At 58.1% G+C, this 14,048-nt stretch carries 10 protein-coding genes; all 10 read left to right on the top strand.

The window, feature by feature from the left end:
* Positions 1–12: 12 nt before the first annotated feature.
* Positions 13–594, top strand: coding sequence for a phage tail protein (locus B0O95_RS06210; protein ID WP_146064001.1), 582 nt, complete (start codon positions 13–15; stop codon positions 592–594).
* Complete coding sequence (locus tag B0O95_RS16045) at positions 591–764, top strand: DUF5908 family protein (protein WP_199180442.1); 174 nt, start codon at positions 591–593, stop codon at positions 762–764. Before B0O95_RS06210 ends, B0O95_RS16045 begins: the two co-directional genes overlap by 4 nt.
* The gene (locus B0O95_RS06205; protein ID WP_104077133.1) at positions 764–1,438 is read left to right on the top strand and encodes a CIS tube protein; all 675 of its coding nucleotides are present in this window, start codon (positions 764–766) and stop codon (positions 1,436–1,438) included. The genes B0O95_RS16045 and B0O95_RS06205 overlap by 1 nt, the downstream gene beginning before the upstream one ends.
* Before the next feature lie 15 nt (positions 1,439–1,453).
* Positions 1,454–4,135 carry a CIS tube protein gene (locus B0O95_RS06200; protein ID WP_104077132.1) on the top strand — a complete coding sequence of 894 codons (2,682 nt, stop codon included), beginning with the start codon at positions 1,454–1,456 and terminating at the stop codon, positions 4,133–4,135.
* A 51-nt stretch (positions 4,136–4,186) separates the two neighbouring features.
* A complete protein-coding gene (locus tag B0O95_RS06195) occupies positions 4,187–4,618 on the top strand; it encodes a GPW/gp25 family protein (protein ID WP_104077131.1) in 432 nt (143 codons plus the stop codon).
* Positions 4,618–5,049: a hypothetical protein gene (locus B0O95_RS06190; protein ID WP_104077130.1), complete on the top strand. Its 432-nt coding sequence runs from the start codon at positions 4,618–4,620 to the stop codon at positions 5,047–5,049. Before B0O95_RS06195 ends, B0O95_RS06190 begins: the two co-directional genes overlap by 1 nt.
* Before the next feature lie 45 nt (positions 5,050–5,094).
* Positions 5,095–8,469, top strand: a complete 3,375-nt coding sequence (locus tag B0O95_RS06185; protein WP_104077129.1) for a baseplate J/gp47 family protein — start codon at positions 5,095–5,097, stop codon at positions 8,467–8,469.
* Positions 8,470–8,488: 19 nt separating this feature from the next.
* On the top strand, positions 8,489–11,467 hold the full coding sequence (locus B0O95_RS06180) for a hypothetical protein (RefSeq protein WP_104077128.1): 2,979 nt from the start codon (positions 8,489–8,491) through the stop codon (positions 11,465–11,467).
* 326 nt (positions 11,468–11,793) lie between these two features.
* Complete coding sequence (locus B0O95_RS06175) at positions 11,794–12,252, top strand: hypothetical protein (RefSeq protein WP_146064000.1); 459 nt, start codon at positions 11,794–11,796, stop codon at positions 12,250–12,252.
* 85 nt (positions 12,253–12,337) lie between these two features.
* Positions 12,338–13,972, top strand: coding sequence for a hypothetical protein (locus B0O95_RS06170; RefSeq protein ID WP_146063999.1), 1,635 nt, complete (start codon positions 12,338–12,340; stop codon positions 13,970–13,972).
* Positions 13,973–14,048 lie beyond the last annotated feature (76 nt).

The following is a 14,048-nucleotide window of genomic DNA, read 5'->3' as shown; positions in this document are numbered from 1 at the left end:
AGAACAAGGATCATGGTCAAAATCATCGAACCGAGTGCGCCAAGCTTGTCGCATCGCTTCACGGCGACGTTTTTCTTGAATCGTGTGCCGAGTGTGTCGGCTGCTGATATGCGGTTTCAGCGTATTAGCGGCCTGTCGCGAGGACTGAGCGTGAAGACGGTGAATGAGGGCGGCGACAACGTGGGCAGCCGGCATTTACCAGAACGGGTGACGTTCGGCAACGTAGTGCTCGAGCGCGGCGTGATGCCCACAACGATGCTCACGGATTGGCTGGGCCGCGTTTTTAACGACTTCGATATCAGCGCGCTGGGTATAGCGGGGGTCGGCAAAGCGGTGAACGGCGTGATGCACAGGTTGGACGCGAAAGTGCTAGGGCAGCTCACGCAAAAGGCGCTGGACCAGTTTTCGGACGGATTGACCGCGATCATCATGTTGCTTGACGAGCATGATTTACCGATCAGCAGCTGGACACTCACCGGCGTGGTGCCGATCAGATGGCAGGTTGGTGATTTGGACGCGAGCAGCAATACGGTATTGATCAATACGATGGAGCTGGCGTATCACCGGATGCGCTGGCTGGGGGTGCGGGCATGACCGTTGAGATTCGGCAATTGGTGATCGAAGCGCGCGTGGTGGACGACGAACGCGGCCGCGTGCCGCGGCGTGCCGCACCGCACTTAAATTCGCTGGAACAGGCGCAGCTGATTGATCGGGTTGTGCAACGCGTGCTGGAGGCGTTGCGTGAACACCAGGAGCAGGTCTGATGCGAGCCGATCATGCATTGGCAAAACTGCGCGTGGAAGCTTACGCGGATCGCGACGCGGTGACGGCTACGCACACGCTCACGACACTGTACAACCCGAGCTCAATTCATCTGAGCTATGAGGCCGACTACGTGTCGCAGGCGTCGCTTACGACCACCTGGCCCGGCGATGCGTACCGGCAGGTGCAGCCGGGCAGCCTGTCGCTGGAGCTCATGTTTAATCGCTGGGACCAGAGCGATGATGTCGCCACCGCGATTCAGTCGCTGCATCGGATGTGCTTTGGGATCGAGCCGGATAGTCAGACCGGCGAGCCGATGTTCCTGCGGGTGGTCTGGGGGCAGATGCGCTGGCATGGCGACGGATATTTTGCCGGTCGGGCCCGTTCACTGCGGGTCGCTTATACGCAATTCGATCGCAGCGGCCAGGTGCTACAGGCCAGCGCGCGGCTCACGTTAATGGCCGATGGCGGGTTAAAGCGCCAGCTGGCGGGCAAGGTGCGTCAGGCGCTCGCGCACCGTGTGCCGGGTGGCGATACGCTGCCGCTGGTGGCCGCACAGTCGGGCCGCAGCGCAGCCGCGCGCGATTATCTGTCGCTGGCCTACCAGAACAATTTGGACAGTATAAGCGTGCTGGCGCCGCATGCGGCGCTCGCACTCGGACGAGACGAGGACTAACGGGAGCCAGACGAGATGGGCGCACGGGAACAGACGCTGGTCAAGCTGACGCTGTCCGCGTATCGGGATCGGGATGGCCGGCACCCGCTCGGCACGTTCGAGGCGATGTACAACCCGGAGTCGATCGAGGTGAGCTACAGCGCCGACTATACGCCGGAGCAGTATGTGAACGATCAGCGGCAGATGAGTCGCTACGTGCGCTCAAATCCGGGCGAAGTGAGCCTGGAGCTGATGCTGGACGCGATTGGCACGCGCTCAGGTGGCTCGATTGAAGCGCAGCTCGCGCACCTGCGCGCGTTGTGCTTCGATCTTGACAGCGGCACCGGCGAGCCGCACTTTTTGAAAGTGCAATGGGGCAACGTGCGCTGGCTGTCGGACAACGATGCGCCACGTGAGTTTTGGGCGCGCATGACGCAGCTGGAAATCGACTATTCGATATTCAACCGGCAGGCCGCGCCCCAGCGGGCGGTGGCGCGTATTACGCTCGCAGCCATCCAAAGACAGCAGCGTACCGCAGCGCCGGGTCGGCCGGGTGGGGCCACGCCACTGCGCGGTCTCGCGAACCGGCATATGCCGCGCGTGCAGGCGGGCGAGGTGACGCCGCATGCACCGGCACTGGATATTGCGGTGGAGTTTGGCCAAGGCGGCATTCTGAAGCAATTCCAGCTCACTGAAGTGGATGTGCAAACGCTGACCAATCGACTGCCATCTGCCACGTTGCGCTGGACAAGCGCGCTAAACGAGCACGACGATTACGATGCGTTGCAAGCGGATTTAGCGCAGTGCGCGCCGAACCAACCGATGACGATCAAGGCCGCGGGCAACGTGCTCTTTGAGGGCCTGATCATCGCACGCGAGGTCACGGTCCGCCAGGGTAGCAAGCGATTAACGCTGCGCGTGGCGCATCGTATGCAACGGCTCAGCACAACGCATCGCAGCCGGGTGTTTGCCGAGCAAAGCGATCGGCAGATCATCCAGGCGATTCTAAAAGAGCATGGCGTGTCGGTGAAGTGGGTCGGCGTCCATCTGGAAATGATACCGGCCAGTGTTGAGCTTAAGCACGAGCAGATGGTGCAATACGACTGCTCGGACTGGGCGTTTGTGCGCGCACGGCTGGCGGCTAACGGACTGTGGTTGCTGCCGCAGGCGCAGGTGTCGATCGGCGTGCCGAAGCTGGCGATTCGTGCCCAGCATCGTCTGGAGGCCAACAAACCGACGAGCCCAATCGAGGAAGCGATGTGGCTCTCAAACAACCGGGATATGCCTCACGGCGTGAACGTGTCAGCGTGGAATATCGGCGAGCAGGCGATGCTGCCGCCCAAGCGCGGCAAGGCAGCCAAACTGGGCAGCCACGCATTGGACCCCGCGTCGCTCAAGACGCTGGTTGACCAGGCGTCAGCGCAGGCGGCGACGTGGTCGCTGCAATACGGTGTGCCGCTCAGCGCGACCGAGTGTGGTGCGCTGGCTAATGGCCGGTTGCTGGGCCAGCAGGCGATGGGTGTGCAGGCGCGTTTCACGCTGCGCGGGCAGGCCGATTACCAACTGGGCGAGACGCTGGAAGTGAAGGGTTTTGGTAAGCAACTCGATGGGCTCGGTGTGGTGACGGGCGTCGTGCATCGGTTTCGAGCCGAAGAGAACGTGTGGCGCACGACGGTGATGCTGGGGCTGGAGGCCGTTCGGGAGGTGGATGCGCCCCTGGTGCCCAAGGCCCAGGGACTGACGATTGGGGTGGTCGACACGTTCAAGGCGGATCCGAAGACGGATTGGGATCGGATTCGCGTCAAGGTGCCGGCGATTGATGAGAGCAAGCCGCTATGGGCGCGCGTCACGCATCTGTATGCGAGCCAGGACAACGGCGTATTTTTCTATCCAGAGCCGGGCGATGAGATCGTGCTCGGGTTTTTTGAGAACGATCCGCGCTTTCCGGTGATGCTTGGCGCAATGCACAACCCGAAGAATAAGGCGCCATACAAGCTCGATGCGAAAAATGATGTGAAGGGCATGATCCTGCAAGACGCCAAAAACGGGAACCAGTATGAGCGCCGGTACGAATGGCTGTTCGATCGGGACAAGCAGGAAGTGAAGGTCAATTATTTCAACACAAAGACGGTAGACGGCGAGCCGAAAAATCAATTCAAGCTCAGTGACCAGGACGGCATCACACTGGCGAGTAAGGATGGCGACATCCAACTGAGCGCAAGCTTTGGGCAGGGTAAGGAAAACGGTAACGTGCGCATGACGGCGGACAAAGACATGACGATGCAAGTGCACGACACATTCACGCAAGCGGTGGGCGATCCGAAGCAGGCGGATAAGCAGATGCAGCTAGCGATCGACGCGAAGAGCACGCGTCAGGTGACGCTGCGCAATCCGCAAGGCGATATCGAGATGCAGACGGACAAACAGCTGAAGGTACACGCTAAAGACAAGGCGGTTATTCAAAGCGGCGAGGAAAGCGTCACGATCAGTGATGCCGAAAAGCAAACCACGGTGAGCAGTACGAAGAAGGTTGTGCTTGATGTGTCACATGGTGGCGAAAGCGTGAGCGTTACCGCACCGAAGGTGGAGGTTACGGGTGAGAACAAAGTCGATATCAAGAGTAGTACGGAAGTCGACATCACAGGTGATACCAAGATCGTTATTAACGGTAAAGCGGAAGTGGATATCACCGGCGCCACGGTGAACTTGAAAAACTGAATTGTGATGGGATCGATTCAAAGCGAAGTTTAAATCAATAAGGAGTCCATCATGTCAGACAAGGTCGACGAATTGTTTGGTCGCGGCTGGGCATTTCCGCCACGTTTCACGGCAGATACGTCGCAGGAAAGCAGTGTCGTGCTGGCCAAGACGGCACGGGAAAATCTGCTGCAAGGTATGCGGATCCTGTTCATGACGCAACCGGGTGAGCGGATCATGCGTGAGGACTACGGGTGTGATCTGCAGTTCGCGATGTTTCGCAACATCGGCGAGCCCCTGTTTGCCGAGCTGCATACGCGCATTACTGACAGCGTGGCGCGTAACGAGCCGCGCGTGGCGCTCGAGACGGTGTCGCTGTATCCGGATATGCAGCAACAGGGTGCATTGCACGTGGACGTAACCTATCGGCTGGCCGAAGGTGACACGGTGGATCGTGTTTCGGGCGCAGTGAACATTGCAGACGGACAAGACAGGGGATTTTGATGGACCCGTTGAAGCTTGTGGTGTTGGACGGCGATACTGTGCAGTTTGACACGACGTTTGGGCCTGCGGTGGCGCTCACTCCGCCGGTCGCGCATATCGCAGGAAGTGGGCAATTTTCGGTGAATGGCAAGAAGATATGCATCAGCGGTGATGAGGCCAGCGTAAAAGTACCGGGTGTGACATACCAATCAGGGATTTTTATGGGCGGGGTTGGGGAGGTGGTCATCGAAAAACTTCAAGGACAAACTGCGCCGAGAGTTGTGAGCGGAAAGCCGGTCATGGTCAAGGGAGTGAAATTTGTAGCGAAGCTTAAAGTAATAAGCAAGGCTAAATCAACTTCCAGTCCTCCCCAGGAAGATCCTATGTCGGAGTACCTTGGCACTGGAGAGTTTATAACCGAGAGCCCGACGCGCTCCACCTACGCCGGCTAGAGAAAGGCAAAAGCAGGCAATTCCTTCCTATCAACGAGATTAACCATGTCCGATCCGATTGTGCCACCCGAGATGGATTTCGTGCTGGACGATCGCAGCGTGCCACGGCTGCTGCAAGAGTTGGCGGAGTACAGTCGAGCATTGCCGTCGGTAACGCAGGACGGTACCGACACGTGGGAGACGGTACTGTTTGGCCCAGAGCACGAACGTGACGCGGTGCTGCGCACCCTTGCGCAACTGGCCGCCGGCTCCGAACGAGCCGACGGTCAATTGCCTATTGCGCAAACGGTCGTGCTGGCGATGCTCAAATTGCTCGACACGCCCCGGCGGCTGATTAACCAGTTGCCTGAGCAACTGCGGGATCTATATTACCGCGACTATCTGGGCATGCTCGAGCGCGTGGCGCAGCCGGACCGTGTGATGCTCTCGGCAGTGTTGGAGGACGCGTGCCCCGAGCTGGTCATGAAAGCCGGCTTGGCGTTCGATGGTGGCCAGGACAGCGAAGGCACCGCACGCGTGTACCGGCTGGACCAGACATGGACGGTCAATCACTCGCGGTGCACGGATCTGCGCTGGTGTACCGGGTCACAGAAGGCGCGGGTGGCACGAGTGCTGTTTGACGAGGCGGCGGGCCAGGCGTGGCCAATCGGCGGCGTGCGCCTGTTTGCGCCGGTACCCCAATCGATTTTGCCTGAGCCGAGCCCCGATGAGGATCGTCCAGTACGCGCGGCGCGGATTGTGACGTTGGTTCAGTTGGATCTGCCTGGCGACAGGACCCTACCGGAGCTGGTTGTCACGTTCGCGGACAACATCGATTCATCGAAACTGCATGCGGAAGTTAGTGCGGGGGATCATTGGGTCGGGAGCAAGGACTCTCAACCTGATCCAAAGGACTCTAAAAAAATCACGTTCTCGTTCGAGCAGGCTGATCTGGAGCCCGCTGCGGCGTCTAAACTGGATGGCTTGACGACGAGCGTGCCGGTGGTCCGGCTTTCATTGACGGACGGCGGCGCGGTACCTGGCGTGCAGACGATCTCATTCATTGCGCCCAAGGCGGGGGCAGTCACGTATACATCAAACGCATTTGAGCAAAGCGTGCAGCTGCCGTTCGGCTATGCACGGCAGGCCAGCCCACCGTATGATGGCGACGAACTGTATCTCGGCATTCGGTCGATCGAGCCGGATCAGCTGTTGAGTTTGCATTGGCAATTGCGTAGTCCGCAACAGTTGGCCTTCGATGAATGCAGTTACTTGGCGCAGGATGCGCAAGATGGCCACTGGGAGCTGTTGGACGACGCCTTGATCGATGGCACGAACGGTTGGCGCACCAGCGGCGTGTGGTCGCTAAGCTGGCCGCACGATGCGCTTGATACGGCCCAGATTGAGTCGCCGCTGCAGCGTCGGATGCCGCCAGGGCGCTACTGGCTACGCGTGCGTGTCAAGTCCCCGGCCCGCGAGCCGTCGCAGGCTGTGTCAATGCCCGTGTATCCGTGGGTGCGCGGCCTGCACACCAACGCGTTGTCGGCTACGCTTGCCGAACCCCAGACGATCGATGCGGCCCATTTTAAGCAGCCGCTACCCGCTGGCACAATTGTGGCCACGGTTGATTCGGTGGACGGTCTGCAACGCGTGCTGCAACCATGGCCGTCCGCGGGCGGGCGAGCGGCCGAGACACGCGCGGCATGGATTGCGCGCGTCTCGGCACGCCTGCGTCATCGCGAACGTGCGCTGACCGACTGGGATATCGGGCGCCTATTGCGGGATTACTATCCGGGCATCCGCGATTTGCATCTGGCCGAGTCGCGCATGGCACGCGCGATGCAGCACCGTGCGCGTCAGACGATCGTGCTGATGCCGCATGCGTCAGCGAATGACAACGACGATGCGCTACGACCAGCGTTCAGCCAGGCCCATCTGAACGAGATGCGTGATTGGCTTGCACAACGCGCATCACCGTGGCTACAGATCACCTGCTGCAATCCGGACTATGTGCCGGTCCAGGTGAGATGGTCCATTACTTTTGCGCCAGGTATCAGCCGCGCGCTGGGTAACCAGCAGATCCAGCAGGCGTTGCATACTCATTATTTGGCCTGGAGTACGAGCGACGTATCGGTGAGCCTGATCGGACAGCCACTGGCGTATCACGAGATGATGCGGGTGATCCAGGCCTGCGACGTTGTGCAACATGTTGACAGTCTGACGCTCAATGGGCGAGAGGACTCGGTGGATGCAGCGGACACCGAGGTGTTAGTGCCGGTGTTTGCGTCGCCTGAATATGCGCAGGTCAAACTAGCGTTTCATCGGGAGCAGCTGGCGGGAGCGTACTGGCAACGCGCGGTAATTTATGGCAATGGGCGAAATCACGTCGAAGTAGCTTGCGTGATCCCGAAGAAGCTTACCTTTGCGGGCGCCGGTCAAATAGATATTGAGGACCAGAAGGTCTTTCTGTACGACTGCGACACAGGCAAGCGTCTGGACGCACAGGGATCCCCTGCTGGTCCAAGCTGCACTAACCAAACCGGCCAATACTGCTTGCCCGTGCAGGTTGCGAGCAAGCGGGATATCTTGCCGACGAAGGACGATCTGTGGTCGTTACACCGATATATCCAGGCTGATCAGACTGTGGGGCGATATCGCATCGGTGTGGGTGCCGACGTGCCGCTCTCGGATGGTCGGACCTATAAGCTGCGTTCGCACGAGGCGGGCCTCGAACTGGGCCTGCAGGTGTTGCCAAAGGTGGATTACGCTGCGCCCGAAAATTGGGTGATCAACACGCTGCCGCCTGTGCCGCTTGCCGTGGCAACCGATGCGCAGGTATCGGTTGAATTAGGCACGTATGTGTTGCAGGCGAACACTTTATTGGTGGGGCCGGCGCAGCTCACACTGATGCCGACGCTGCCGACGGTGTTAACGAGTCAGGAGTTGAGCAAAGCCTGGGGTACGGCGATCAAAATGCTGTCGGATGAGGCACCGCATGCAATTACGGTAAGCGATGATGCGATTCATTGCTGGTGGGTCGGTCCGGAGTCTTCCGAGCCTTCCAATTCGGGGCCTCCTGAATCTCCTATAAAGCGGTATGGGATTAAACAAGGCGCAACCATTGAAATCCCGCTGGGCGAGAACAGGCAATCGATTTCATTCGGGGACACGGATATTGTGTTCAGTCCGGTCCCGTGTCGTCAGCCTATGCAATGGTTGACGATATACGGGTTGCATATCCGTTCGAAACAGACTGATCTTGCGATTAGCGGCGGCATTGAGTCTTATCCGATGGGCACACTTGATACCGGCGTGCCAGTCGCCCACGTAACGGACAGCTACGGCAATGAAGGCACGGTGCACCTAGCCATCCAGCGTGATCGACCGGAATTAAAACATAAGTGTGCGCAGACGCTGGATGGGCACTCGGATAACTGCTAATACAAAATAAGGTCGATTTATGGCGCAAGAGCTGACTGTCCCGGACGACGTGCGTGAACAGATTCATTTCGATACGCTTTGGTCCCAAGTGCAGGAGACCATCCAGGCCCATTCAGGTAAACTGTGGACCGATCCGAGCGAGCACGATCCGGGCGTAACATTGCTGCAGGCGTTGACCTTTATTGCGGCGGACGTGAGCTATCGGCATACGTTACCGCTGATCGATCTGCTCACACCTCAAGAACGGCCGCCGGAGAAGACGCAGGATCCCGAGTGGCAACAACAGGATAGTCTGATTACGCCGGTCTACGGGCCGCAGCGTGCGCTGACGTGCGGCCCGGTCACGCTGGATGATTACCGCCGTGCGTTGCTGGATCTGACGGTGGGCGAGAGCGGCAGCAGCCGCTTTTGTTTGCTCGATGCGCAGCTTGAACCGGCGACCTTTGATGCGCGTTACCGTTACCAATACGATCTAAAGACACTTGAATTCCGGTTCCCGATGCAGCCGGATCCCTCAGACTATGTGCTTGCTGGGAGCTATCAGTTGTGGGCCGCGCCTCACCCAGAAATTTTGCAATCCGATGCTAGCGCGGCGGTCGACGCCTTCTTTCAGGCACACCGGAATCTGTGTGAATCGATCCCCCAGGTGTGCTGGGTTAAGCCGGCACCAGTGCCATTGCAACTTGTCATCGATGTTGACGACGATCTGACCGACGACCAGGCGGTCAGCTTGGCGGCGAAGGTGGTGATGACGGTGGAGCACTGGTTCAATGCGCCGATCGAACATGTGAGTGCGAACGAGCTGACTGGGCGAGGGTATGCGGTCGATACGGTCTATTGTGGCCCCAAACTCGAACACGGCTGGATGACGCAGTTGCCCACGTTGGTCGATTACCGGCAAGCGCGCGTGCTGGACGTGCGGCGGTTAGCGATACCGCTGCAGGCGCTTACCGGAGTCAAGCGTGTAAGCGCCGTGGCATTGAAAGGAAAGGACAGCACCCAGTTCACGGTGCCGCCGGAGCACTATCCACTCGCCTGGCGCAAAGAGGATGGCAAGCGCGACTTGGATCAACTGCTGAAAAACGGCGGTCTGCAATTCCGGAAGCGAGGACAGCAGTTCCCCGTGGGGGAAAAATCACTCGAAGACGAACTGAACAAACTCGATTGTCAGGCGCAGCAGCCTGCCCGACAACGTGAACAGCCCAAGCAGATGCCATACGGCCAATATCGGGATCCGGCGCGCTACCGCAGCGCAGGCTCGTATTTGCCGGCTTGTTATGGCTTGCAGCAGGTGTGGGATAAGCTGACAACGGTGCCGGATGCTCCGTCAAAAATCGCGACTCGCGAGTCGGTACGTCAACTGATGCTGTTTTTACTACCGTTTGAGCAATGGTTGGTCAATCGCTGTGCGCAGCTGGCGCAACTACCCAGTGTATTGTCGTTCGATCGGCGTGAGGATCTCAAGCCGGAGTCGAGCATGCCGGATACGCCACTGATTTGGGGCGATGGGCAATTACCTGCCTATGCGCGCGACAAGAAGGAAGTGCTCGCGCCAGAAGACGAGCCGAGTCGCGACAATGCGCGATGGATATTGGATGATTACATCGACGGGTTGTCAAAGTGCGCGGGCAAAGCTGCACGGGACAACGAGAAAGAACTGCAGATCTTAAACTATCTATTGGGCTACTTTGGGGCGGGGCGGGCTGAGCGGACGCTGCTCAAAGTGAGCAGCACAGAGTTTCGTCGGGTTCAGCAAGCCTATCTGCGCCAGATTACCGCGCTGACCTATGATCGCGCGGCTATTAGCATCAGCGAGCCGTCAGCGTTGCAGCGGCGCATCGCCGCACGCCTGGGCATGGGGCCAAGGCTGTTTAGTGGCCAGGGATTCAAGGACATCCGGCGTGAGGATGTGCCATTCTATTTGATTGAACACCGAGAACTATTACCCGTTGCACCCGCTTTCGAGGATTTGCGCCGCGACTGGCAGGATATTCAGGACATCAAGCACGACAGGCCCAAAGATCTGCTGACGTTGAAGCTTATGGCGGGAAGCGGAGCGGAGCGTCTTCAGAAGGGTCAACTCATCGACCTGATACCGAAAGACCACGATGAAGAGACCATCCCGCTGCTTGCAAATGTGGTTCATGATGTGAGCATCACCGGATCGGTCTATACGGTCGAGATCGATTTGAAGCAGCACCATCGTTTGCAAGGATCGGCAGAGTCGATCGTGGCCGATTACCAGGAGGGAAAATTTTGGCAATGGAAACTCAGTCCCGTATGGCTTAAGCGTAAGGTCTATGACCTTATGTACCAGCCGTCATATCAGACGATAAATAGCCGGTTACAAGACGATCTCGCTCAGAAGTGTAGAGTGTTATGGGTGGAAAGCTTCCCCGACGACTTGCTGCCGGGTACCACGATCACGCTGAGCAGATTCGATACGAAGCAGCCGATGTCGCCGCCTGATCTGCACACAGCGACGATCGTGCAGATTGATCCGGTCGCAGGCTGTGTGTTGGCTCAATGGGAAGGTTCTGATGATTGGCCAACCGATAAGACCTACCTGTGGAAGTGGTCGGCCCCATACAACCAGGATTTGTTCGAATTGACGCTGAGTGTGGTATTGCCTCGCGAGCGACTCAGGCAGGATCCGGTCGCCGATCCGATGGCCGTGGATCGATGGGTACGGGGCATCCTGGCTGACGAAGTGCCTAGTCATCTCACATTTCAACTGCACTGGTTGAACGATGTTGATTTCCAGAACTTCGGCACGCTCTACCAACAATGGCAGCAGGAAGGCCAACCAGCAGGTGACCTGTCCTATCGATTACTCGATCTGTTGTCGATCGGTTATGCGCCGATCGACAACAGGACAGGGGTTGGAATCGCCCATATTCTGGATGAAAAATCGCAAGACGAACTGACTATGTGGACCCGTCCGAATAATGTGGATGCGCTTAAGAATGCACTGGTCTTCTATGTGGCAAAGGATTAAGCGCTTCAAATCCAATAGCGGCATGCCCGCCGGACTGTCTCGAAAACTGAACTGGGTGGCAAGAGGTGCGTGACATGTCAACATCGAAAACTGAAAAGCAATCCGAAATGCAAAGTTCGAGCCCGTACCGTCCAGAGCCGTCGTTGGCCGCGGTCCGTGACGCGTTCACTATAAAGCCAGGGATGGTTGCAGCGGTACCTCGGGCTGCCGATTTTGTAAACCTGATTGATTTGGCAAACCGAGCGACGTTGCTAGGGCTGGGTAGCGAGTCCGCGCCCGGCCCGGGCTTGAAAATCGGAACGGCAGGAGCGGATATAGGCAAGGCGATGCTCAATCTGACTGATGCGGACGCGGGCGGGCTGAAGGTGGCGGAAAACGTATTGAGTGTCGCGGCGGGGCCGGGAGTGAGACTCGAGCGCAACGTTGGTTTGCATCTGATACTGACTTCTGCCGGTGGTTTGCAGCTCGATCAGGACACCGGCGCGCTCGATGTAAAACTGGCGCAACACGGTGGCTTGACGTGTAAGCAGGCGTCTGATGGGTCGTCACAACTGTCGGTCAATGCAGGGGCCGGTTTGGCGCTAACCAACACTGGACTGCAGGTGCGGCCCGGTCGGGGCGTGGAGTTCGACGCCGAATCTCCGAGGCCCGCGCTGCAGATCCAGTGTGACGAAGGGGTGGCGAGTGATGAAGTCGGGTTGGCCGTGGCACTCGCGCCTAACGGGGGGCTGAAGTTCGACGGCAATGGCGAGCTGACCCTCGACCTTGAGGACTTGATGAGCTAGGCACATCGACAGACAGGAACAGAATCATGTGTGTCGTTGCTTGATCGCGTGACTCGCATGCGCTGAATTAGGGATGGAATTAACCATGACGGACGAATACAACGAAAACGGCAAGGAATCGAAAGCAGAGGGGTTAAAGAAAAGCTTTGGTTCGGGGCAGATCCCGACGCAGGCAACCTTTAGCGAATTGATCGATCTGGCCGACGTGGGGCGTAAAACGTTGGGGTTTAACGAGGGCGATTTTACGCAGCCTCCGCAGCCGGGTAGTGGGTTAACTGTGCCGGATGTTAATCACCCGCTGCAGGTGAATATTGCGGCGGATAAATCAGGCGGACTGAAGTTTAACGAGGTGACTCACGCGCTCGAGTTGACGGTAGATGGCAAGCAAAGCGGTCTAGTGCTGGAGAAAGACAAGGGGCTCATGGTCAAGCCAGGGCTCGGGATTCGGGTGGATGAGAGCGGCGTGGCGGTGAAGACAGCGCCCGATGGCGGCCTTGAGCCGACCGATGAAGGGCTGATGGTCAAGCTCGGTGCGGGTCTGATCGTAGAGAAAGCAAATGAGCCGGTCAAGCTCCATATTGCAGAAAAAGGTGGACTGAGTCTGATTGAACCCAATGCAACAAACCAGTTGTCGGTCAAGGTGAATCAAGACAAGGGCCTGGATATCGATCCAACGGAAGGGGTGCAGCTTAAGGCCGATATGGGGTGGTTTGAGTTCAAGGATAAGCAGCTGAAATTCACCGACATACAGCTGACCAAATTTAAGGAGGCGGCCGTGCAGGCCGGCAGCGGTGCGCTAGATAAGGCGGTCAGCGGCACGAGCACCGGTTCCAGGCAGAACAGCAACCCAAACCAATCGAAACTGGAACAGGATATCGCCAAGGCGCTCAATGATGCCTATGGGGAAGGGCATAAAGCGGCGTATTGCGAAACGGTGAAGCCGGACGTGAGGAAGACCAGCCTGTCTATATTTGCAAAGGCCCAGCCCGTGAACTTAAGACAGCTGGCCCAAGTGAGCCCGTCCCGGGGCGGTGAATTGTGTTTCACCAAAGGTAATACGCCAGACAATGAGTGGAAGTCGATAGTTGCGCAACTCAGCAGGGACGGCGACATAACATTGAGGGGCGCTGGACGCATTGCAGTCTTGGTGCAGGAGTTGACACAAGACCCTAATCTCTTGTCGCGTGCGGTACAGTTTGAGGTCCAGGTGGGAATGTTTGGCGCACGCAAGGTCGATTTGCTGGGAGACGATAATGGCACTTTCGTCAGTTTCGAGTACAGCACGGACGAAAGCGGAACCAAAGTCACCATAACCGCACGCAAAATACCCAGGAAATTTTATGTGGCACGTCCAGCCCAAGACGACTTCAGCACAACGACAGGCAAGTTCGAGTTGGTAACAAGAAATTTACAAGCCAAGCCAGAGCTGTCCTGGTCCCTGGGTTCGCTCGTGCCTGTCGTAATAAGCACAGAGGACGACCCGAACGACCGAGGAGGGAGATCGTCACGGCTCACGTTTGAGGTTTCTTCAAAGCATGTTGGTATTTCACCTGATGCTAACCAGCCCGGTCCCGGCTGGCCAGGTAAGCCCGGTTCCGGCTGGCCAGGTAGCTTCGACACGGAGTGGTGGACCCTGGACTTGCCCGATGGACCTTATAAGATCGCGGAGTACACGGACACCGACGGTATGCGCTGCCAGGTGTTTCTCGCACAGGGATAAGGCCCAGTGGGAAGCCGCTAGACGTACATCGTGCAGGCCATACCCCGTGCTTTTATTTTGGCCAGCGGCCAGAGTT

It is taken from the genome of Mycetohabitans endofungorum, assembly GCF_002927045.1.
Taxonomy (GTDB): domain Bacteria; phylum Pseudomonadota; class Gammaproteobacteria; order Burkholderiales; family Burkholderiaceae; genus Mycetohabitans; species Mycetohabitans endofungorum.
Note: the sequence above shows the minus strand (reverse complement) of the source record. Positions and strands in the feature narration are given on the sequence as shown.

What these genes read in the sequence shown, in the direction of transcription:
- B0O95_RS06210 (WP_146064001.1), top strand. Translation starts at nt 13, where the DNA reads ATGGTCAAAATCATCGAACCGAGTGCGCCAAGCTTGTCGCATCGCTTC.
- B0O95_RS16045 (WP_199180442.1), top strand. Translation starts at nt 591, where the DNA reads ATGACCGTTGAGATTCGGCAATTGGTGATCGAAGCGCGCGTGGTGGAC.
- B0O95_RS06205 (WP_104077133.1), top strand. Translation starts at nt 764, where the DNA reads ATGCGAGCCGATCATGCATTGGCAAAACTGCGCGTGGAAGCTTACGCG.
- B0O95_RS06200 (WP_104077132.1), top strand. Translation starts at nt 1,454, where the DNA reads ATGGGCGCACGGGAACAGACGCTGGTCAAGCTGACGCTGTCCGCGTAT.
- B0O95_RS06195 (WP_104077131.1), top strand. Translation starts at nt 4,187, where the DNA reads ATGTCAGACAAGGTCGACGAATTGTTTGGTCGCGGCTGGGCATTTCCG.
- B0O95_RS06190 (WP_104077130.1), top strand. Translation starts at nt 4,618, where the DNA reads ATGGACCCGTTGAAGCTTGTGGTGTTGGACGGCGATACTGTGCAGTTT.
- B0O95_RS06185 (WP_104077129.1), top strand. Translation starts at nt 5,095, where the DNA reads ATGTCCGATCCGATTGTGCCACCCGAGATGGATTTCGTGCTGGACGAT.
- B0O95_RS06180 (WP_104077128.1), top strand. Translation starts at nt 8,489, where the DNA reads ATGGCGCAAGAGCTGACTGTCCCGGACGACGTGCGTGAACAGATTCAT.
- B0O95_RS06175 (WP_146064000.1), top strand. Translation starts at nt 11,794, where the DNA reads ATGCTCAATCTGACTGATGCGGACGCGGGCGGGCTGAAGGTGGCGGAA.
- B0O95_RS06170 (WP_146063999.1), top strand. Translation starts at nt 12,338, where the DNA reads ATGACGGACGAATACAACGAAAACGGCAAGGAATCGAAAGCAGAGGGG.